Origin of the sequence: Desulfovibrio sp. 1188_IL3213 (assembly GCF_036763145.1) — a bacterium.
Taxonomy (GTDB): Bacteria; Desulfobacterota; Desulfovibrionia; order Desulfovibrionales; family Desulfovibrionaceae; genus Desulfovibrio.
In genome coordinates this window covers 1-22995 of the sequence record NZ_JBAIYR010000012.1, presented here as the reverse complement: position 1 = coordinate 22995, position 22995 = coordinate 1, and the positions used below count along the sequence as shown (strand labels likewise).

Here is a 22995-nt window from a genome sequence, read left to right as displayed (position 1 = left end):
AGGCACAGCAACACAAGGCAACACAGGCCACGGCGCTTTTTCAGCAGACGGTGCAAGCTAGCCACGGGGCCGCTCCTGCAGGATGCGCGCGCCCTCAGGCACGTCCTGGGTAATCCACACGTTGCCGCCGATGACGGCCCCCTTGCCGATGGTCACGCGCCCAAGAATGGTGGCCCCGGCGTACACCGTGACATTGTCGCACAAGATGGGATGTCTCGGTATGCCCTTGGTCAGTGTGCCGTCCGGATTTTTGGGAAACGACAAAGCCCCCAGGGTCACGCCCTGATAAAGGCGGCAGTTGCGCCCGATAATACAAGTTTCGCCGATAACCACGCCCGTGCCGTGGTCAATGAAAAATTCTTCGCCAATGCTCGCGCCGGGGTGCAGGTCTATGCCTGTGGCCGAATGCGACATTTCAGAAATGATGCGCGGAATCACCGGCACGTTAAGCTTGTACAGCTCGTGGGCAATGCGGTGGTGGAACATGGCCTGCATGGAAGGATAGCAGAATATGGCCTCGCCAGGGCTTGTGGCCGCAGGGTCGCCCTCGTAGGCGGCCTTGGCGTCGCCTGCCAGCAGACGGCGGATTTCCGGCAGACTGTCCATAAAGGCAATGGCGGCTTTTTCGCCGTCCATTTCGCAGGAAGTGCAGGGATTGCCGTCACCCTCGCAGCCAAAACAGAAGCCCCGCACAATCTGCTCGCACAGCATGCGATAAATGGTGTCGAGGTTGGCCGACAGGTGATAGCGCATGGACTCGCGCCACACCCGCGCAGGGCCGAAATAACCTGGAAAAATGGCCGCCCGCAGCCTGTCCATCACTTCCGAAAGGTCTTTCAGCGATGGCATGGCCGCGCCCGCTGCCGGACGGTGCCACACCGCGTCAAGGGAAGATGGATGGCAGAGGCGCTCAACCACGCTGTCAAGCAAGGGCATGGCCGTGGCCTTGAGGTCGTGCAGTTCACTCATAGCAATATCCTGTGTTTTTTCCCTTGTACACGTTCGCGCCCGCCGCCGCAATACAGCGGGCGCTTTGTCCGCACTCAAACGGCACGCTCCGGGCAGCAGGCGCGCCTGACACAGGCTCTGTTCCGGCGGGCGCGCTCAACACGGCCCAAGGCGTCCACCACAGTGCCGCCAGCAGCATTATAGATAGCATTTTCGCATTGAGAATATCTATTCTCAATGCTTCCAAGACGCCGCTCCGGCGTTTAACCGCGCAGATAAACTGCGCTTACGCCTCCGCGGCGGGCGTCTGCTCCCGCATCCGCCAGAGCAATTTCAAAGATGAATTGCTCTAACCACCAGCAGATACTGTTTTTATTCATTGACAGTGGCTACCGCCGCCAGGTGGAGCCGCTTTTACCGGCAACGGCTCTAAGGATTGCGGCTTTACCGCCGATAAGAGTGATGCGGGTGGATTTTCCCGCAAAGGAGCAGACCATGAATGACGTACAAATGGGCATGAGCGTGAGCATAAGCCGTGAAGCCCTGGATTTTCAGGCAAGCATGGCTGCCGCCGTTATCAACGGCAGCATCAGCAAGGGGCAGGAAGTGCAGGCCCTTATGGATAAAAATGCCGGTCTGGCGGCACAGGGCATCGGCAACAGGCTCAATATCGAAGTCTAGACAGTGTCTAGCGTGCAACCCCGCCAGGGTCTTGCACGTGTGCAGCCATATACGTTCAACGCGCCGCACACGGCCCGTCCGGGCATTTGACCGCACGGCTGCCTGGGTCGCCTGGCGCGTGGAATGACCGGCAGCGGCAGGCAAAAATCTGTCTCCCAGCATTTGACGGTAAAGATTTTCTGAAAAATCCTTGCAAGTCCGTCAATCCATTTCATTTTCAAGCGGCCCTGACGGGGCTTTTTTCATCAGCCCCTGGAGCATTTTCACTTTGAAATGCTTCACATTTCAAAGTTTTCATTCAGCCGAAAAATGCGATTTTCGGCTGAATCCACGCCACATTGTGGCGCGCTGCACTTTCGTGCAGCGTTAGAGCATTTACACTTTTTCAAAGTTAAAATGCTCTAACTGTGCTGGCGGCCCCGTCATGCAGGTGCGGTGCGTTGACAATTTCCGCTCTTGGAGTAAGCCTGTACGCCAGCCGCTCGGCATTTTCGCGGGCTTTTGCCCTGCCCTGCGCCCCACTCCGCCCCCAAGAGGTAATGCAGTGAAAATTCTTGTTACACCCCGTTCTTTTGGCAAAACCAATCCCGAACTGTTTGACCGTCTGACACAGGCCGGTCTTGAAGTAGTGCGCAACGACACGGGCGGCATCCTTTCCGCCGACCAGATGCGCGAAAAACTGGCCGGATGCCAGGGCGTCATCTTGGGCGTGGACCCTATGAGCGCCGATGTGCTGGCCGCAGCGCCGGAGCTTAAAGCCATCGCCAAGTACGGTGTGGGCCTGGACAATATTGATCTTGAAGCCTGCAAGCAGCGCGGCATTGCGGTTTCGCGCACGGTTGGGGCCAACAGCAACGCCGTGGCCGACTATGCGCTGACGCTCATGCTTATGGTGGCGCGCAAGGCCGGACTTATCGACCGCCGCTGCCGTGAGAAAGACTGGAGCAAGATCACCAGCATTGACCTGTACGGCAAAACTCTGGGCATTATCGGCCTTGGGGCCATCGGCCGCTGCGTTGTCAAACGGGCGCAGGGTTTCGGCATGAAGATTCTTGCGCATGACATTGCGTGGGACGAATCCTGGGCCGGAAGCGAAGGCGTCGAACGTGCTGACATTGACCGCATCTGCCGCGAGGCGGACTTTATCACCCTGCATACGGTGCTGACGGACGAAACCCGCAACTGCATCAATGCCGGGCGCATCGCCACCATGAAGAAAACAGCGGTCATCATCAATACCGCGCGCGGCGGCCTTATTGACGAAACGGCCCTGCTGGCCGCCTTGCAGGCTGGCAGCATCTACGGCGCGGGGCTTGACGTGTTCGAGCAGGAGCCCCCGGCTGATCCGGCCTGGTATGCGCTGGACAACCTGGTCATGGGTTCGCACTGCTCTTCCTCCACTGCCGGAGCCACGGAAAGCATGGGCCATATGGCTGTGGACAACCTTTTGCGTGATCTGGGCCTGTAACCGATAGCTGCACCTGACTTTTCGCTCCGCAGCGAGCGAAAAATGTAAACCGCCCGCACTCTCGCTGGAGAGTGCGGGCGGGCTTGTTATTTACCTGCCTAGAGGGGCATGCCGCGCCACTAGAGCAATTAACGCTTCAAATGATTGCTTAACGGTCGGCAAAGCCGCCCTACAATCATTTGGCGACAAGGATTTGGAGACAAATCCTTGTAGAGCATTTCAAGTGTGAAATGCTCTACCCGCCCAGACTGGTCGTCAAGTGCTGCACGGCAACTTGTACGGTTTCATCATTCCCGCTGTCGGTAGTTATAGTTGTGCTGTACACTTCCCACAAGGTGCCATTGCTCGCAGTCTGCATTGTGGTTGTCCATGTATGCGAAGCATCAAATGACACAGCGGTGCTGCCGTCACTGCCAGTGCTGATGGAAACCCCGGTTTTGGAAGCAATTTCCGCCATATCGGTGAGGTTGTTCAAAGCATCACCGGAAGTGCTGACCATTACCTCCACGCCTGTGATGCTGTCCACGCCCTTGGCGTGTTCCGCTCCTGTAAACAGGCCATCCACACTACCGCCCTTGACCACCAGCATGTCAAAGTCCGCACCGCCATCAATAGTGTCTCCCTGGTGGAAGACCAGCACGTCATTGCCGTCGCCGCCGTAGAGGTGATTGTTACCTTCGCCGCCGTCAAGGAAGTCGTTGCCGGAACCGCCGAAGAGATAGTCATCACCCGCGCCGCCGAAGAGGTAGTCATCACCCGCGCCGCCGAAAAGATAGTCATCGCCGCCGTTGCCGTACAGGGTGTCGTCGCCCCCGCCGCCGGAAAGGATGTCGTTGCCGGAGCCGCCGTCCAAGGTGTTGCTGCCAGCATCGCCGAAGAGCAGCATGCCGTCGTGTCCGTCCCAGTTGTCCACGTCAATTTTGATGTTCAGGGAGCCTTCCACCGGGATACCCTCCTTTGCATGGTCATCGACCGTGAAGGCAAAGGGTTTCTCGTGGATGCTACCGTTAACAAGCGGTTGCCTGCTCAAGTGCTCCATGGTGGCCTCATCCATATTGAGCGTGTAGCGGTACGCACCATCCGCATCCACTACGAGCTTGCCAAACGTAAGGTCATGTATGCCCGTGGCGCTCTGCGTGTCATGCGTGAAGGTCAAGCTGTCCCCATCCTGATCCCAGGCAAGTGTGCCGCCCCACTCGGGCGTGTCTGCCGCCGGCAGCGGCACAGGGGCGTCGTTAGCACCCAGGATGTCAATGACCAGTTTCTTTTCGATGGTGAGGCCGTTGGCGGCCGTAAGCAATATGGTCACCTCGTCCTGAACCTTTTCCCCGTCGTACAGAGCTTCCACCTTGGCCGCATCCGCCTTGTAGATGTAGTTTCCGTTCTCATTGATGGTCAGTTCGCCGTAGGCGCCCTGCGTTTTTACCGTGAAGACCGGAGCCTTGCCCGCCTCATAGTCCTTGGCGATAATTTGGCCCCTGGCCTCATAGATATGTCCTTGCCCCACATTGGAAACGGCATTGATATCGTAGCCGTAGTCCTTATCATCCGACGGCAGATCAGGATTTTTGTCACCGGTGACGGCAATCACTTCCGGCGCACTGGCCGTACCCTTGATGTTGACCGTAATCTCCTGTTCCGCCGTGCCTCCATTGCCGTCGTCCACCACCAGGGTCGCTTTTGTTTCCACAAGCTCACCGGCCTTGAGGGCCTTAACGACAGCAAGAGAGTTGTCAATTTCAAAGGAGTACTTGCCATTACTATCCACCGTGAATGTGCCGTACTGATTGGTGATGCTGCTGCTGCCAACGGGCTTGCCGCTGTCGTCAATGCCTGTTTTGATGAAGAAAGTATGGCTATCGTCCGCATCTCTGTCATAGACGTTGGCCTGCCCGGTCACGGCGGCCGTTGTGTCTTCCGTGATGGTCAGCACCTTGCCTACCGTCAGTTCAGGGGCGTCGTTGGTGCCCACAACGGTGATGGTCAGCGTTGCGCCATCACTGTGGGTTGTGCCGTCAAAAGCCTTGACGGTGAAGGTGTCATGGGCTTCGGCGTCCTTGCCCAGTGCCTGCACCGCAGGATTGTTGTTGTCCAGCACATAGCGGTAGCTGCCGTCCGCATTGAGGAAGAGCGTGCCATATGTACCCTTGGCCATGCTGCTGGTGCCGTTAATGGAAAAGGTCAGGGTGTCTCCTTTGCCCGCAGCCCCGCTGAGGTCGCTGCCCAGCTTGATATCCGTATCCGTAAAGGCGCCCTTGACGCTTCCTCCCACTTCCACCTGGGTCTTGCCCGCAAAGGCGTCTTCAGTCACCGTGCCGGCAAGTGTGACAGTGCTGTCCACTGTGGGCGCGGCATTATCCGCCGTGAGGTGTGTGGTCAGGGTCTTGTTTACGGTGCCGCCCTTGCCGTCGGAAATGGCAAACGTCACATTGTCGTCATAGCTGCCGTTGTAGTCCTTGCTTGTGGAGTACAGGGTATAGCTGTAGCTGAACGTGGCGTCCGTGCCGTTTTTTACATCGCCCCTGGTAATTTCGTACTGACCATACGTGCCCTTGATGATCCACGGGCCATTGCCACTCACGTCCTTGCCGCCGCTCACAGCCTCAATTTTCAGCCCTGCAGCCTCGCCCTTGTCAATGTCGCGCACTGTGAAGGTGTCCGTGACAGTCCCCGTCCAATCCAGCTTTCCATCTCCGTTCGCGTCAGTATTGCTCTGATGCTGGGTCAGCGTGTCGCCCTGGTCAATAACTACAGGCTTGTCATTGGTGCCGGTGATGGTGATGGTGATGACGGCGGTGTTGCCGAAGAGAGCCCCGCTCTTGACCGTGAAGGTTTCCGTGATGGTCTGGCCTTCACCCAGTTCCTGCACACACTTGGCGTCATTATTGAGCACATAGGTGTACCTTCCGTCAGGCAGCAGGCTAATGGTGCCATACTCGGTGTTAACGGTGCTTCCATGCTTGCTGGCGTCGCCGTTGTAGCCGGTGATGCGCAAATCGGAATCCTGCGAACCCGAAAGTATATTACTTTGCACATTACCCTTGGCAAAGAACGTGGTGTCCTCTACTACAAAACCCTTGTCACTTTTAACGTGCATGGGCAGAAACGAACCATCCCCAAGGGTGGGTGTGCCGCCCGTGACATTGATAACAAGCTCAAGGGGTTTTTCAGCCACGGCATTATCCGTATCGCGCACATAAATGGTGAAGGTTTCAGTGTCGGTCTTATCCTTCCCCAAAAACCCGCCATCAAGTTTTTTGTAAGCATCACTGTTTCTGTCCAGCACATACTGATACTCACCATTGGGCAGCAACATAAGCATGCCGTATTTGCCTTGAATGTTCTGAGTCAGATCCCCACTTCCGTCATCCTTGACACCAAAGAAAGAAAGCTCATCGCTGGTATTGTCCACGTCCGTTACAAGATGCGTATCGTTCAGGTTTCCACGCACCGTAAGGCCCGTGGACGTTCCATTACGCCAGGTGGCGGTTTCGCTGTCCGTGAGCTTGAGGGACGTGCCTGTGTTGTCCACCGTGAAGGTATTTGTTTCGTGGAGCGTGGCGGACAGATCGCTCTCAAACGATTGATACAGCTTGCCATTGGTCGCCGCCTCAACCACCGGGGCGTCGTTGGTGCCCTGGATGGTGATGGTGATGGTGCCGGTGGCGGTGTCTGTTCCCGTATATGCGCCATCTACACCGCTCTTTCCATGGGCATTTGCCGCGGATTCGGCCTGGATGGGCACAGTAATGGTGATGCTCTGCCCCGGCTTGAGCACGTTCATAGTGGCATTGTCTTTGGGGTCAAAGGTGTACTGGCCGTCTGCCTGCAAGGTAAACGTGCCGTACTCGGTGGTAATGACATTGCCATCGACCTCGGCCGTTCCCACCACCGTAAGGCCCTCCGATGCGACGATTTTCACGTCTTCGGCTGTGCCATTAACCTTGAAGTGACCATAGTCTGTATTGTCCACATCAGTGACCTTGACCTCGTCCGTGCCCTTGCCGCCAGTGAGCTTGTTGGCTCCAAGGAACGTGTCCTTGTCAAACTTCAGGTAGCCAGTCGCCGCCGCCGCATCCCCAGTCACGCCGTGCTCGTGCACGGTGAGGCCCGTGCCGTCCATACCCGAGGCCGCATCGTTTTGCCCCGTAAGCGTGACCACAAGGGGCTTGATGTCCGAGTGGGTTCCGTTGGCGTCCATGACGCGCACATAGAACGTTTCCTTCACGGACTGGCCGGAATTCAGATAGTCGAGGTCGCTGGTGCGGGTGTAGGTGTATTCCCCGGTTTTTTCATTGATCTGCATCCAGCCGTACGTGCCCACCATAATGGTGCTGTCGCCCTCGGTAGCGGCAGCGCTGCCCACCAGGGAGAAGGTGAACTCGCCGTGAGTGCCTGAATCCTTGCCAGCAACCGTTTCACCCCCGGTCTGTTCGGGATCGCTGACGCTCAGCGTGCCCGTGATGGCTTTGCCTTCTGCGGTTACGCCGTCTTCGGTATATGTGGGCTGCGTGTCAATGTTGAGCGTCGGCTTGTCGTTGGTGCCGTTGATGTACACTTCCAGCTTTTGCGTCGCCGGGGGCAAAACCCCGTCCGCGCCAGGTGTGCCGTGGCGCGTATCCCACGCGGCAAGCTCAACGTTGCCCAGCTTGACAGTTTGCCCGGCCTCGAGGTTTTGTGTGGCCGTGGCGGTATTATCCAACACAAAGGTGTACTTGCCGTCCGCACCAATGGTGAACGTGCCGTACTCATTGGTGTACGAACCCGCATGGTAGGTGACAACGGAAACTTCCTTGCCATCAACTGTTGTTACCGTTGTTACCTTGAAGCCGTACTGGAGAGAATTCTTGCCCGCATCCACCTGGGTAATGCTGAATTGCCCCTCAGCCGTGCCACCGTTGTACTCGGTGTTCGGGAGCGTAAAAGCACTGTCTTGCACCATGCCTTTTTCCCAGGTTTGAACAACCTGTGCGCCCTTGCCCTCAACCTTGATGGCATCATTCGCGCCCTGGATGTTCAGGGTGACGGTGGCGTGGTCATAGGCCCCGTGATTGTCGATCACCACGGCGGTGATTTTAAGGCTGCGCGCATCGTCGGCACTCAGGCTCTGCACGTCCTTGGAGTCGTTGTAAAGCGTGAAGGTGTAGGCACCATCTGAGTCCATCACCACCTTGCCGTAATAGCCGTCATTACTGCCATCGGGAGGCGTGGACACAAGCACCGGGCCGTTGTCTCCAACTTTGACGTAGAGGGTTTGATACACATGCTCGTCATTCGGTGAATCGTTTTGCGCAGTGGGGGTGTCGCCAGTGGGCGCATCGAGAACAAAGCCATAAAAACGCGTGTCGGTTGTATCCCGGTCGGAAGAAGCAATATTGCCACCGCCAGCGGCAGCATCTTCCGTGGCGGTGACGGACAAAACAGAGTCAGTGGTGTTGACCGTGGGCGCGTCATTGCTGCCACGGATGGTGATGGTAATATTTTTCCCTACGTCGGCATGATTTTCGCCCTCACCGCTGTCGTTGGCGTAGAGGAGAATTGTAATATCTTTTGAAGCGCCTTCGCCAAGCTTGTCCGCGGGGCTGTTTTCCGCATTGTTGAGCGTAAAGGTGTAGTCGCCCGTGGCGTCAATTGTCAGCGAGCCATAGTAGTTGTTGTCGGCCGGTTCTGTAGCAGTGAGGGTTCCGTCCCCACGCACAAAGACCGTGACGGATTCTCCTCCGTCTTCCCCCAAGGTCGTGCTTTTTCCGCTGACCTCCAAAAGCTTGCCATCGACAGCTTCAAAGCCCCAAGCCAGGTGCTCGTTGTCGTCATGATCCACGTCGGAAATGACGACCTTGCCGCCCACACTTGTGCCCCTGGCCTGTCCGGCATCGACGCCATCTCCCGTAATATCCTTATTCTCGTTGCTGTTCAGCGTATAGGTGCCGTTGTTGATGGCGTTCTGGTTGGGCTCGCCCCCGACGGTGTACACGCCAGCTTCCTTGACGGTCACGTTGGTGATTTCAATGGTGGGCGCGTCGTTGGTACCCATAACCGTAACGGTGATGGGCTTTGCATCCCACGCGCCGTACTGATCGCGCACATAGATGGTGAATTCTTCGGTGCGCGTATCGCCGGTGTCCAGGAAGTTTGCCTTGTTCTCGTCTATCTCGTAGGTATATTTGCCATTGCTATCAATGGTCAGCTTGCCGTATTCACCCACCAAGCTTGTCACGCCTGCGCCAAGCCCTTCTTTTGCCGCATCCCCAAAGGCCACGTTGCGCCCGCTGACGTCGGTCTTGTGGCCCTTGGCCAAACCAAAGGACAGGGAGGCGTCGGAGTCAGGGTCATACCCCTGCACATTGCCAGAAACGGCCTTGTGCCCAACACCAAAGCCAGCTTCTGTCACCTTCAAATCGCCAGAATCCACACCGGGACCACCTACAAACGTGAGCGTTGGTTTGTCGTTGGCGCCCTCAATGGTGATAGCAAGTTGGTGGTTATTGGTGGCATTGCCATCGCTGACCACCGTCGTGAAATGAAATTGAAAACTCTCCCCTTTACTCAGTGCGTTGGCATCCCCACCAAGAGTAAAGGTGAACTTGCCTGAAACCTTGTCGAGCACAAGGTCGCCATAGTTCGTTTTAATTATCTGTTGCGTCTCACTGTCTTCAGTGCCAAGAATGCTAATGGTCAGCTTTTCCCCAGTAACATTGCTTTTAAACTCAAAGGGGAATTTTTCTTTCAGCCCACTGCCGCTTGTGACATCTATAGAGTATCTCAGTTCATTTTTATCATTATCGACGTCAGAAGCAATGAGCTGTCCTGTAACTTCAGTACGATGGTATTTATCATCGGTAAATCCATCATTATTCTTTCCATCTGATACAGTTTTATCATTACTGTTGTTCCAAAGCCCGTTGTTCCACACGCCTTCTTCGCGCAGGTGGATGGAGCCCCAGACTATTTTAGGCGCGTCATTGGTGCCTTCAATGTTTCCGGTCACGTTCTGCGCCACATATGCGCCCTTGCTGTCCTGAGCAGCCACGGTGAAGGTAAACGTTTTGTCTGTGGTTCCGTCACCCCTGAGTTCCTGCACGGCCTCAGAATCGTTGAACAATTCCACAGTGTACTTGCCGTTTTGGTCAATGTTGACCTTGCCGTAATAGTCCGCATCGCCATTGCTGCCAGGGGTGGAAACAAGCTTGATTCCGCCTGTTACAGTGTCCTTGACAAGGTACAGCGTTTCATGGAGGTCGTTGTTTGTGCCCACAAGGCGGTAGTGCAGTGTATCGCCATTGTCCACATCAGTGGCAACAAAGGTGCCGCTGATGCTGGCAGTGCCGCTGACGCCCACGCCCTTCTCCACCAGCGTGTCCGAGCCGCTCCAGGTGGCGTCGCTCAACACAGTGGGCCGCTCATTGCTGCCGATGATGGTGATATCAACGGCTCCACCGCCGGGTGTGGGCGTGCCGTCGCGCATGATTCCGGGAGCACCGTCCTGAAGGCTGAGCGCGCCGTGCATATCCGTAACGCTTGGCGTGAAAGAAATTGTCACAGCTTCGTCTTCAGCCAGCCTGTCCACGCTGTCGCCCGTCGCGGTGTTCAGCTCAAAGCGGTAGTCGCCTGTTTCGGAGTTCACATAGAGTTTGCCGTAGTCTTCAACGACGTAGCCTTTAGTAAAACCATTCGGAAGCTCGCCCGAAACGGCGTGGGTGGAATCAAAAATGGTCGTCTTTCCGCCAATAGTCATTGAAACGAAATCATAGGTCAGCTTGTCGCCATGGTCGGGGTCAACGGCCACAATTTTGCCGCCGTCGGCCAACTTGAACTGGCCCACATCCGTGCCGGCCTTCGTGATGGGGTTATTTTCATTGCTGTTCAACGTGGTTGAACGCTCACCACCGGCCCACACGCCCTGATCTTTCAGCACAAAATCATCCACGCCCTCAATATCCGGCGCGTCATTGCTGCCCGTGATGACCACGTTGATGGGCTGAGTGACCGTATGCCCCATACCGTCATTGACCGATATGACGATGCCGTCAGTAACCTGCTCGCCTTGCGCCAGTCGGTCTGTCTTGCTGTACGGATCTTCCTTGAGGGTATACTCGAAATCAAAGGTGACGTCGGAACCACGGCCGCTGGGCGTAATGACCAGCGTACCATAATCGCTTTCAACCGTGGTGGGACCGGCAAGGCTCACCGCCACAGTTTTGCCGCCAATGGTTACCGTGGCGGTGAGGCTGTCGCCATCGGGATCGCGCACGGTAAAGCTGCCCGTGGCGCGCACGGGACCGGGAGCGATGGTGCTTTTGCCGTCCCAGCCGGTTTCCGTAAGCCCGAGAGTGATGGGCGCGCCGCCGGTGCTGAACGTGGGGGCGACATTGTCAAGAACGCCATACGTCCATTCGTCGTCAGCTTGCGGGCCGTCAAAAGCCAGACGGTAGTCAAGCTCATTCAAATGCCAGACGCCTTCGGCAAGCCCCATATCGGAGTACATATCGGAGTACTCGTTATAGCGCGCGCCGCGCTCGGCAGTAGCGGGTCCTGCCGCAGGCACAAGGTCGGGACCGAAAGCCTCAAAAAAGTCGGTTCCGGCAATAAGCTGGCCGTCAACCTCAAACTCCGGCAGGGCTTCTTTATTGTAGGCCCCGTAAAAATTTTGCAGCTCTATGGACGCACCATCATCAAACTGAAAAAACAGGCTGCCGGAACCTTCGGGCCGGTCAATGCTAACCTGGTCTGCCGGAAAATCCAGAATCAGGCGGGCATCAGGAGCGCTGGGAATAACAAGCTGCTGTCCAGAGGCCGGGCGGGAAAGATTAACGTCTGCCATAATAATGCACCCTTTGCTTACAGACATCTATTATAGAACATCTGATTAAAATACGTACAAGAATAGAAAGGATTCCCCGCATACGGCATGCGGGCGCAATCCTGAACTCATTGCAAAAAAGGTACCAGCATAGGATAAAGAGCTGAAAGAGACTTCTTCAGCGCAGAAAAATGCTTTACTAGAACGTTTCAAATAAACATTCTGCAAGCATTTTCAGCAATGCCGAGCAGCAAAAAATCTGCTCGGCATATAAATAAGGCGTCATGAGGAAACCCACGGGGCGATTTCCGCTACAGGCGCAAAAATAGAGTTGTCCTGCGCTGTGAGCAGCCGGAACAATAATAAAACTCATTCTTGCTTCTGGCAGATGTACTGTGTAGTTTTTCTTATTTTATGTCAAGAGACTATAGTTCGCATGACATGTTTTATTATCCAATATATGGATTTTTGACGGCGTCCAATGGCCCGACAATGCTGCACGGCCTGATTGCGTAAACAGCGCATGCGAAAAGCCCATAATCCGCGCCGCACAACACACCGACCACGCAGCCCGTCAAAATCTTTGCGCAGGCGCAAAAAACCGAAGTTTGCCGTATGACGCAACCTCGATCTGCATATGCCACGCAAGGCAAACAATAAATGAATTAAATTTTTCAGATATAACAAACAAAGCAAAAGTCCGTTCGCGATCATCGGGCCTGTTACAGGCGCAAGGCGCGAGGGCATGCTGAACCCGCCTGCGGGTCAGCATGCCCGGCGGACAGGGCAAACGGCCAAAGACGTTTGCCTGACGCCTATCCAGAGCATTTGGGCGGTCTTTTATCTCCGCTGGCTTACCACTACGCCACCCAACACCAATACTGATGCAAAGCACTGTTCTACAGTAAGGCGCTCACCCAGAATGATCATGCCAAAGATCAGCGTGAACACCGGAATCAGATTCATAAACATGCTGGCCCTGGCTGCGGGCATGCGGCTGATGCTGAAATTAGAGCAATTAACGAATGAAATGAGTTAACTGCTCTGCAAGGATTTTCAAGAAAAACCCAGGAGACGTGGGCAGACCCACGCTCAATAGAAGAACTGCTGCTGGAAATCGTCCGTAAAGGACTAGTAAAACTTAAAGAGTCCGGTAAGATATGAGTAGTGCATCCCGTGATGGGCGCATGAATGCAGGGGACTGGTCGGCGGACAAGAAGTCATCATTTTTTCTGGCTTTTCTTGCTGCCGGTCTTTTTGGGGGCAGTTTTTTCTTCTTCTGGCGTAATCGCCCCGGCTTCCTCTTCTTCATGGGCAGCCCAGGTCAACCGCGCTGCGGCGTCCACCAGTTCGCCGGGGTCCATGCCTATGGCATCGGCAAGTAAAAGAATGGTCGTGAAGCGTGGTTCGCTTCGGTCATGCTCAAGGTTATTCAGATAGCGGGCGCTGCGTTCCATTTTCTTGGCAAGGCTGTACTGCGTAAACCCCCGCCTTTTATACTCTTGAACAAGAGCCGCGCCAAATTTCGAGAGAGGTCTTTTCTTCATCCTCTGTTCATACTCGACAGCTGATTTATAAATAGCTGACAAATTAATCAGGCATACTCTTACCGCTATCAGTAAATAGCAGAATAAACGTGGACAAATTACAAAAACCAGGAGGGCCTCACCCCATATGAAGGGGCTCATGCGCCCGCAGGCCGCAACGCCCGAGGCCGAGCTGGCAGTTTTTTGTGTGGGGATCAGGCGATCCTCAATTTCAGGTGCGCAAACGGAAAAAAGGGTTCCGCCAACATGCTTTTGCCCCAATGGCGCAAAAGAAGGGCAAACCGGACCGGGCATTGGCAGGCCAAGGGACAAGCGGCAAAGCAATTCGCCCAGCTCTTGCTCCTGCTCAAAGGGGGAGCAAGTTCACTACAATCCCTGCCCCTTGCCAGGACAAGCCCTATGCAAGAAAAACTAAGAAAGCGCTTCACACATCGGCATGGAGAGCGATTTTTTGATCACATCAGTGGTTTCATTGGCCCCGCTCATTTGCAGGACGACCTTTTTTCCCTGAAGCCTATCCCTGAGCTTTATTGCCGCCATTATGGCGGACGCGCCCGCCCCTTCGGCCATATTTCTTGTGCAGTACATTGCCGCCTGTATGCCTTGCAAAATCTCCTCTTCGCTCAAAAGAACAAAGTCCGACAACTGATCCTTATACATGCTGAACGGCAGCGCAAATGCCTCACCTGTGGCAAATCCGCCCGCAAATGTTTTATTGTCTGCCTTGCACATTGCGCCCTGTTGCCAGGAAAGGTACGCGGCTTGCGACGAAGCAGCCTGAACGGCGTATATCTCTATGGCAGGATTGACCTGCTTAAAAACGGCAACCGCGGCAGCGGCCTCGCTTCCACCGCCCAACGGCAGGACAATGGCGTCAATATCCGGCAATTCCCGCAATATTTCAGTAAATTCCGTACCCACGCCGTTTATTAAATGTGGTTCGTTGGCGGCATGAACAAAACGCAGGCCATACTTTCTTTGATACTCCATACCAAAGGCAGCAGCTTCTTCAAAATTTCTACCCTCTTCCAATACTGTTGCACCGTATTCACGCATGGTTTGTATTTTCACCAAATTGCTGCCCTGAGGAACAACAATAGTGGCATCTATGGAATATCGTCGCGCTGATGCCGCAATGGAAATACCATGATTGCCTGTTGAAAAGGTAATGACTCCCCTTACACCCTCCTCTCTCAGATGGTGCATGAGATTGACGCCGCCTCTGATTTTAAAACTCCCTCCCGGATGCTGATTTTCATGCTTGATGTATACTTGGCAGCCAATCAGTTCGGAAAGGTTTCGGTAGGGAGTCAGCTGGGTGGGCTTGAGCGCCGAATAAACTATTTTTTCCGCGGCAAATACTGCGCCCAAAGAAACCTGTGTCTGCATGATGTTTTCCCTTTGCCTCACGTATGGCAAATTTTCCTCAGAGTACAATACGCTGCGCTCACGACACATTTTTTCACCATAACATCAGCCAGCCCGGCATACGCACCGGCGCAGATCCCCAGGGAATGCCCCCTGCCCCGCAGCCTGCGCGCTCAGACAGCGCGGCCTTGCCCTGAATGACCGAAGAAAAGGCACACTTTACTGGAGCGTTCTTACATCAAGGCCCTCGACCTTCCAACGGATTCGCATTCCCGGTAATCTGCCGGGAACCACGCCACCAACAGCGGAATTCAGGGACAGGGCTTTCGCAAGGCATGAACACCTGTCTGGGTATGGTTTGAGTTTTTACTGCCCATGCAGTACAAACGCGAAGTTTTATGCAACCTGTACGGTTTCTACCCCACTGCCTCGCAACCACAGGATACACCATGACAGCCTTGCAAAAAATCCTTGCCTCCTATCGTGATGCCGCCCTCACAGAACGTGAAAAAGGCACATACTTTGAAAAGCTGATCGTCTGCTATTTCAAGAATGAGGCATCTTACAAGGATTTATACAGCAAGGTCTGGCTGTATTCCGATTGGGCCAAAGAACAAGGACTAGATGCACGCGACACTGGCATTGACCTTGTGGCGCAAGTGGCCGGAACTGGCGGGTTTCATGCTATTCAGTGCAAGCTGTATGCAGAAGACCACCGCCTGCAAAAGAAGGATATAGACAGCTTCTTTACCGCATCCGGCAAAAAGCCTTTTACCCACCGCATCATAGTCAGCACTACCAATAATTGGAGCGAACATGCTGAAGCTGCGCTGCAAGATCAGCAGCCCCCTGTCAGCAAAATAGACCTTCATGACCTTGAGAACAGCCAGATAGACTGGGCAAGCTACGCGCCAGGCGCGGCCCCGGCCCTCAAGCCCAAAAAAGTATTGCGACCGCATCAGGTCAATGCTGTTGGCGATGTTACCGAAAAGCTTGCAACGGCAGATCGCGGCAAGCTCATCATGGCCTGTGGCACAGGCAAAACGTTCACCAGCCTCAAAATAGCCGAAAGCATGGCCGGACGTGGCGGAAGAGTGCTGTTTCTCGTGCCGAGCCTCTCCCTGCTTTCACAGTCGCTTACAGACTGGACGCAGGAAAGCGCCGTGCCGCTGCACAGCTTTGCCGTATGCTCAGACAGCGATGTGGGCAAAAAAGCCAAAAAAGACGAAGACACCGTGCAAACTCTTGTGCATGAGCTTCGCTATCCTGCCACCACCAATGCCGCCCGCCTTGCTGAAGCAATGGCCCGCCGCCATGATGCCAGCCATATGAGCGTGGTTTTTTCGACCTATCACTCGATTGATGTGGTCAGTCGCGCCCAGAAAGACTATGGCCTTGCCCCCTTTGACCTGATTATTTGTGACGAGGCCCACCGCACCACGGGCGTAACCTTCGGCGACGACGATGAAAGCCACTTTGTGCAGGTGCATAATGCAGACTTCATCCGCGCCGCCAAACGGCTGTACATGACGGCAACCCCGCGCATTTATGCCGATAGCGCCAAGGCGCTGGCCGAAAAGGAAAATGCCGTTCTCTGTTCAATGGACGATCCCGCCCTGTATGGCGAGACCCTGCACACCATCACGTTTTCAGAGGCCGTGGCCCAAGGGCTGCTGGTAGATTACAAGGTTATTGTGCTGTCTATTGAAGAAAGCCACATTAACCGCCGTTTGCAAGGCCTGCTCAAGGATGAGGATAACCAGATCAAAGTGGACGATGCCGCCCGCATTGTGGGCTGCTGGAAGGCGCTTTCAAAGCAGGGCATGACCATTGACGAGCTTGGCGAAGACAGTGCCGCCATGCACCGGGCCGTGGCTTTCTGTCAGGTCATTGAGGCTAATCACAAAGGTCGAAAGCACAAGGTCAGCTCAAAAAACATTGCCTCAATGTTTCAAAACGTGGTGCAAAGCTATCAGCAGTCAGCAGATGATGAAGAGAAGGCGCAATACCCTGATGCCTTTGCCCTTGCATGCGAAGCTGAACACGTTGACGGCGGTATGAACGCCAGCCAGAAAGAGGAAAAGCTCAACTGGCTTAAAGAGGAAACCCCATCCCATACGTGCCGTGTTCTCAGCAACGTGCGTTGCCTTTCCGAAGGGGTGGACGTTCCTGCGCTGGACGCCGTGCTGTTTCTTTCTCCCCGTAATTCGCAGGTAGACGTGGTGCAGTCTGTTGGCAGGGTTATGCGTAACGCGCCGGGCAAAAAGCGTGGCTATGTGGTGCTGCCAGTGGTTATTCCCGCAGGAACGGAGCCGCATGAAGCCCTGAATGACAATAACACCTACCGTGTGGTCTGGCAGGTTTTGCAGGCCTTACGCTCGCACGATGACCGTTTTGACGCCCTTATCAACAAACTTGAACTCATCGGCTCAGAACCTCGCAAAATGGAAGTTATTGCCGTATGCGACAAGCTGCCAACCCCACGCGCCGCCAGGGGAGCAGGCAGCGCCAGCGGCAAAGGCAGCTTTACTCTGGGCGAGGCCGCGACGTTGGGCCAGCACGGCCAGCCGCAAGCCCCTGCGTGGCTTACCTTTGAAATGGGCGAAATAGAGCGGGCCATTTATGCCAAAGTGGTCAAAAAGTGTGGCAACCGTACCCACTGGGAAGAATGGGCTACAGACATTGCCAAAATAGCCCGCACCCACATTGACCGCATAACCGCCATTCTTGAGAACCCGGAAAATACAGCAGAACGCAAGGCTTTTGATGAATTTGCTGATGAGTTGCGTGATGACCTCAACGACAGCCTTTCCGATGCCGATATTATTGAAATGCTGGCGCAACACCTCATTACCAAACCGGTATTTGACTCCCTGTTCAGCGATTACAGCTTTGCCAGCCAAAACCCCATGTCGCAGGCTATGCAAGGCATATTGGATATTTTGCACCAGCACCACCTGAACAAAGAAACTGACACCCTGCAAAAATTTTACGACAGTGTAAAAATGCGTGCCGAGGGCATAGACAGCGCCCAGGGCAAGCAAAAAATTGTGGTGGAGCTGTACGACAAATTTTTCCGCAATGCTTTTCCGCGCATGACGGAACGGCTTGGCATTGTCTATACCCCCGTGGAAGTGGTGGATTTCATCATCCACAGCGTTAACCACATTTTGCAGCAGGAATTTGGGCAAACCCTTGGCAGTGAGGGCGTACACATTCTCGACCCCTTCACAGGTACGGGAACCTTTATTACCCGCCTGCTGCAAAGTGGCCTCATGACGCCAGAACAGATAAAAGCTAAATATAAAAACCAGATTCATGCCAATGAAATTGTGTTGCTGGCCTATTATATCGCCGCCATCAATATAGAATCTACCTATCATTCCCTCGTGGGTGGCGACTATGTTCCCTTTGAGGGCATATGCCTCACAGACACCTTTCAGATGTATGAAAAAGAAGATCTCATAGATCTGATTCTGGTGGACAACAGCGCCCGCAGAAAGCGTCAGAAAAAACTGGATATACGGGTTATTATTGGCAATCCGCCGTATTCCATTGGGCAGGGAAATCAAAATGACAATAATAGAAATGTTGCATATCCCTCACTGGATGGCCGCATAGAAATGACATATGCGGTTCGTTCCAAAGCTGTACTAACGAGAGGGTTATACGATAGCTACATTCGCGCCATCCGCTGGGCATCAGACCGTATCGGCAATCGGGGGGTGATCGGATACGTCACCAACGCAGGTTTTTTAGATGCCAACACGGCTGATGGCTTGCGCCAGTGTTTGGCAGAAGAATTTTCCAATATTTATGTGTTTCATTTACGAGGCAATCAGCGGACCTCTGGTGAACTTTCCCGCCGGGAAGGCGGAAAAATCTTTGGCAGTGGTAGCCGCGCGCCCATTGCCATTTCCCTGCTTGTAAAAAAACCCAACGCCAAGGAACACGGCCAAATTTACCTTCATGACATTGGTGACTATTTGAGCCGTGAAGAAAAACTGGAAAAAATACAAGAATATGCCAGTATTTCCGGCATCACTGCTGACAACGGCTGGCAGCATATCACCCCGGATGAGCACGGAGACTGGCTCCAGCAGAGGGATGAGAGCTTTGGGCGATTTATTATTCTAGGGGATAAAAAAGGTGATGCGACCAAGCTCTTTGATAACTTTTCCTTGGGGGTTGCCACCAATCGAGATGCTTGGTGCTATAATGCCAGCCAAAAGGCCGTGGCAACTAACATGCAGCGCATGATAGATTTTTATAATTCTGAAGTGCAACGATTTAACGCCGCTCATCCGGACCTGGCAAAAAAAGAACGCGAAACCGAACTTGAAGCCTTCATTGATACCGACCCCACAAAGATTAGCTGGACTGTGAATCTCAAACAGGAACTTGCCAAAAACCGCACACTTTCCTTAAACAATGGCAGTCTCATTCCTAGCCAGTACCGCCCCTTCACACGGCAATGGCTGTACTACAGCCGCGCGCTTAACGAAAGGGTCTTGCAAATGCCTCGTATTTTTCCAGACACATCTGCCGAAAATATGGTCATTTGTGTTTCAGGTGTCGGGACAAAAAGCAGGGTTTCAGCCCTTATGGCGGCTAAACTTCCCTGTCTTGATATGGTGGAAAAAGGCCAATGCTTTCCGCTCTATCTTTATGACGAACCCGGCGAATCGAAAGCCGCTCCCCAGACTCAAGGCAGTTTGTTTGACACACCAGCCCCGCAGCAGCAGCGCACCCGTCGCGACGCCATTACTGACGAAGGCTTACGACATTTCCAGAATGCCTACCCTGGCGAAAAAATCAGTAAGGAAGATTTGTTCTATTACATTTACGGCTTGCTGCATTCCGCTCAGTACCGGGAATGGTATGCAGACAACCTTGCCAAGGAATTGCCCCGTATTCCTCGCGTGAAAACTGCTGTGGATTTTTGGGCTTTCAGCAATGCCGGGCGCGAATTGGCAAAGCTGCATATCGGCTATGAAAGCGTTGCGCTGTACCCGGCCACCGTCACCATTGCTGACGGCAAAACGCTGGATGACTGCCAACCTCAAGATTTTCGGGTGGAAAAGATGGCCTATGGCAGGAATGGCAAGGATAAAGACCTCACCACGCTACGCTATAACAGCAAGGTTACCGTTACGGGCATTCCGCTTGAAGCCTACGACTATGTGGTCAACGGCAAGCCCGCGCTGGATTGGGTGGTTGAGCGACAGTGCGTAAAAACGGACAAAGCCAGCGGCATTGTCAATGACGCCAACGATTGGGCCATTGAAACCATGCACAATCCCCGTTACCCGCTGGAACTATTTTTGCGCGTCATTACCGTGAGCCTTGAAACCATCAAAATCGTGAACTCCCTGCCCACACTGGTGAAGAATGAATTGAATTAAGCAACACAACATACGGATAATGCCATGAAAAAGAATAGTAAAATCACAAAAGGTAGATGCTTTCTATGTAAAGAACATTCATCTATAGAGATTATGCTCGATATGAAGATTTTTTGTCTCTGCAAAAATTGTGATAGTAACTTTTTCTATGGCCTCTCACCAGATGAGAAAAAAGACAGACTTGAATACGCTATCAATATATCAAATGAAAACAAAATAAATTACGGACTTGCACTTAATGCTGCAATAGGGAAATATATATTATCTGAGGCTTTGAAGCGTCAAAAATTGAAAAACCGCGAACGGTCTGGTAAATCTGTTGATATTTTTGATGTTGGCCGTAGAAGGCCAGGTGGATATAAATAGTGTGGCAACTACTGAAAACTGCCCATTGCTTGTAGAGCGCCAAAAGCGGCAAACCATCGTGCTGACAGCTCGCCGCTTTTTTCATGCTGAGACCTGTTGGTTTTTCAAAAATCCGTCAATCGAGGGCAGGGCAGCTATATACAAACGCAACAAAAGCTGCCCGGTGGGGGCTATTTTGAGCAAAGTACACGTTTCGGACTTCTGACAAACGGATTTTTCTGAAACGGTTGTAATATTGATTTCAGGCCATTCGTCTTGGATAAGACAGCCCTCTACATCTTCATCAATAATAAAGAATCCATATATTTCATCGCATAAAAAGGACTTTGAAAGCTTTATTGCTTCAAAAATACTATCAATATGATCTGAATTTTCAATTTTACCAGCTATGATTACCAGTTTAAGAGGTTCAGCCTTGTATATTCCTTCTCCTTCCTTTCTCACTAGATCCATTGAGCGATATTCATCCAATAAGCTGAATGAATCGAGCATGTACTCTAGTTTAGGCAACTTTTCATATAAATAGTCGGTTATTACGCTCCCGACCTCTCCAAGGCCAATTAAGGCAATGCGGCCTTGATTGCCAGATAATGCCGAATAAAGGATATAGTCATCAATTGTTTTTTCAATACCAGATTCAGCTTTAAGTACAGACAGCATTTCATCGTGTTCACAGACGATCAGATAGTCTTCCATGAATATTCTCCTTTTGTAGTTTTTGTCACATTACTAAACTGCACTGGAGAATATACGATATGGCTATCTTTTACTTCTTTTTTTAATAGTCAAAAATACTCTCATTAAATGTCTGATACTGCCATTCATTAACTCTGATGCATGTGAAGCATATTTTCGCAGAGGTTTGAGCAAAAGGCTGGATGCCGGTATGGATGCGGCCATGTACTCGCTAAAAACACGCCTTTTTTGAACGCAAAAACCGCCAAATTATCATCAGATAACTTGGCGGTTTTACTTGCTATGTGGCGGAGAGGGAGAGATTTGAACTCTCGATACAGGTTTAAGCCCGTATACTCGCTTAGCAGTCGAATTGGCTGGCTTTTTAATAGATAATGGTTTCAGCTAATTACAAGCATTTCAACGCTATATTTGCACTCAGCTACATACCAGGCCACTGCCGTAAATTCAAAAAGTATGGACAACGGTATGGATGAGCGTGTCTCATACTTTGAGGATGAATACTTTCAAATGACTCTTTTCAAAGCTATTTGTACAAAATCAGATAAAGTCCGTATTATGTTCAGCGAAGCGCGCGGACAAAAATTCCTTAAACAGACGCACAGCAAAAGACGCAGTGGAACTCCAAGCGAAATCCTGAAAAACAAAATGGCCGCAATACGGTAGCATCAGCAAGGAAGAATCTGGAATAAGTGCTTTCATTTCCACAAACTGTTCCGGCAGTACCATATCCCGGTCTCCGCCTACAAGGAGTGTCGGCACCTGTAAGGTTGTCAGGAGTTCCCTGCTGATGATGCTTTCTTGGGTCCAAAGTTTTTTTGTTTTGGCGATGAAAGTTTCCGGTGCGGGGTTTGGATTCAATTCGGTATACTGCTCAAGTACTTCCGCCATATGCTCCCGTACAAAGGCTACAGATAGCGCGTCAAACATTTTCAGGCAGCCTTCAGACATACCGGACGAGCCCTTATAATTTCCAGATATGGCGATGAGGCTTTTTACCATTTTCGGAAAACGGCTTGCCATATGCAGCCCGATGTTTGCACCGTCGCTGTAACCGATGACATGAAACGACGACAAATTTAATTTACGGGTGAACGAAGCCAACTCTTCCGCCATCAGGGCATAGTCGAACGGCGCATCCGTATCCGCCGTTCTTCCGTGTCCGCGCCTATCCACGGCAATAACGCAAAAGTCATCCACCAATTCCGCAAATAAATTTGAATAATTGACGCAGGTATCAAAGCCCCCATGCAGAAAGAGAACTGGTTCCCCCTGCCCTTCCATAGTATAAAACCAGTTAATTTCCCCATCAGAAATTTGCATTGCTTGTCCTTCTTTGTTGAAAATGGAGTTTCTCCAAAATTCTAATTTTATTTCCTCAGGTCTCTGTACACAAAGCTATCAAATACAGACTTTATGCGGTCATGCAAAACTGCTGGGTTGTCCCACTGCTTCCGGGGCAAAGATAACACGGTAGCTCATCGTTTGGCGTGCTCCGCTGCAAGGTGGTCGCGCACTTGAGCGACACTAGCCGTACGTGACGGGTCTGCCTTGAGTGCGTCATAAGCCGTACCGACTTGAGCTTGAAGCATTGCTGTCCGGCTAAGCACCCAATTCTAATAGGCTGAGATGTTGAAGATTATCTTTTCTTCGCCGTCGTGGATTCAGGAGTTCTTCCAGAGACGCCGAACCGAGCAGGTTGAGCTGGATGAGTTG

At 52.8% G+C, this 22995-nt stretch carries 12 protein-coding genes; 5 read left to right on the top strand and 7 right to left on the bottom strand.

Annotated elements, in window-relative coordinates:
• Positions 1-57: 57 nt before the first annotated feature.
• A complete protein-coding gene (gene epsC, locus V6C16_RS01720; protein ID WP_333534608.1) occupies positions 58-969 on the bottom strand; it encodes a serine O-acetyltransferase EpsC in 912 nt (303 codons plus the stop codon).
• Positions 970-1443: 474 nt separating this feature from the next.
• On the opposite strand from epsC, the gene V6C16_RS01715 reads away from it, so the two are divergent.
• Both V6C16_RS01715 and V6C16_RS01710 read left to right on the top strand, forming a co-directional pair.
• On the top strand, positions 1444-1629 hold the full coding sequence (locus tag V6C16_RS01715; protein WP_333534607.1) for a hypothetical protein: 186 nt from the start codon (positions 1444-1446) through the stop codon (positions 1627-1629).
• 544 nt (positions 1630-2173) lie between these two features.
• The gene (locus tag V6C16_RS01710) at positions 2174-3097 is read left to right on the top strand and encodes a phosphoglycerate dehydrogenase (RefSeq protein ID WP_333534606.1); all 924 of its coding nucleotides are present in this window, start codon (positions 2174-2176) and stop codon (positions 3095-3097) included.
• Between the two features lie 235 nt (positions 3098-3332).
• Here V6C16_RS01710 and V6C16_RS01705 read toward each other — a convergent pair whose 3' ends face one another.
• Entirely contained in the window at positions 3333-11918 is an 8586-nt protein-coding gene (locus tag V6C16_RS01705; RefSeq protein WP_333534605.1) for a VCBS domain-containing protein, read from the bottom strand.
• 178 nt (positions 11919-12096) lie between these two features.
• Positions 12097-12270: a hypothetical protein gene (locus V6C16_RS01700; protein ID WP_333534604.1), complete on the bottom strand. Its 174-nt coding sequence runs from the start codon at positions 12268-12270 to the stop codon at positions 12097-12099.
• A gap of 372 nt (positions 12271-12642) precedes the next feature.
• Between V6C16_RS01700 and V6C16_RS14940 the strand changes: the two genes are divergently transcribed.
• Positions 12643-12936, top strand: coding sequence for a hypothetical protein (locus V6C16_RS14940; protein ID WP_442886167.1), 294 nt, complete (start codon positions 12643-12645; stop codon positions 12934-12936).
• A gap of 184 nt (positions 12937-13120) precedes the next feature.
• Here the strand turns inward: V6C16_RS14940 and V6C16_RS01690 are convergent, their stop codons facing one another.
• Positions 13121-13756 carry a helix-turn-helix domain-containing protein gene (locus V6C16_RS01690; RefSeq protein WP_333542737.1) on the bottom strand — a complete coding sequence of 212 codons (636 nt, stop codon included), beginning with the start codon at positions 13754-13756 and terminating at the stop codon, positions 13121-13123.
• A gap of 99 nt (positions 13757-13855) precedes the next feature.
• Positions 13856-14833 carry a threonine ammonia-lyase gene (locus V6C16_RS01685; RefSeq protein WP_333534601.1) on the bottom strand — a complete coding sequence of 326 codons (978 nt, stop codon included), beginning with the start codon at positions 14831-14833 and terminating at the stop codon, positions 13856-13858.
• 428 nt (positions 14834-15261) lie between these two features.
• Here V6C16_RS01685 and V6C16_RS01680 point away from each other — a divergent pair, with 428 nt between their 5' ends.
• Both V6C16_RS01680 and V6C16_RS01675 read left to right on the top strand, forming a co-directional pair.
• Positions 15262-20217: a DEAD/DEAH box helicase gene (locus V6C16_RS01680; protein ID WP_333534600.1), complete on the top strand. Its 4956-nt coding sequence runs from the start codon at positions 15262-15264 to the stop codon at positions 20215-20217.
• 24 nt (positions 20218-20241) lie between these two features.
• Entirely contained in the window at positions 20242-20583 is a 342-nt protein-coding gene (locus V6C16_RS01675) for a hypothetical protein (protein ID WP_333534599.1), read from the top strand.
• Between the two features lie 81 nt (positions 20584-20664).
• Here the strand turns inward: V6C16_RS01675 and V6C16_RS01670 are convergent, their stop codons facing one another.
• Positions 20665-21279 carry a hypothetical protein gene (locus tag V6C16_RS01670; protein WP_333534598.1) on the bottom strand — a complete coding sequence of 205 codons (615 nt, stop codon included), beginning with the start codon at positions 21277-21279 and terminating at the stop codon, positions 20665-20667.
• Between the two features lie 540 nt (positions 21280-21819).
• A complete protein-coding gene (locus V6C16_RS01665) occupies positions 21820-22602 on the bottom strand; it encodes an alpha/beta fold hydrolase (protein ID WP_333534597.1) in 783 nt (260 codons plus the stop codon).
• Positions 22603-22995 lie beyond the last annotated feature (393 nt).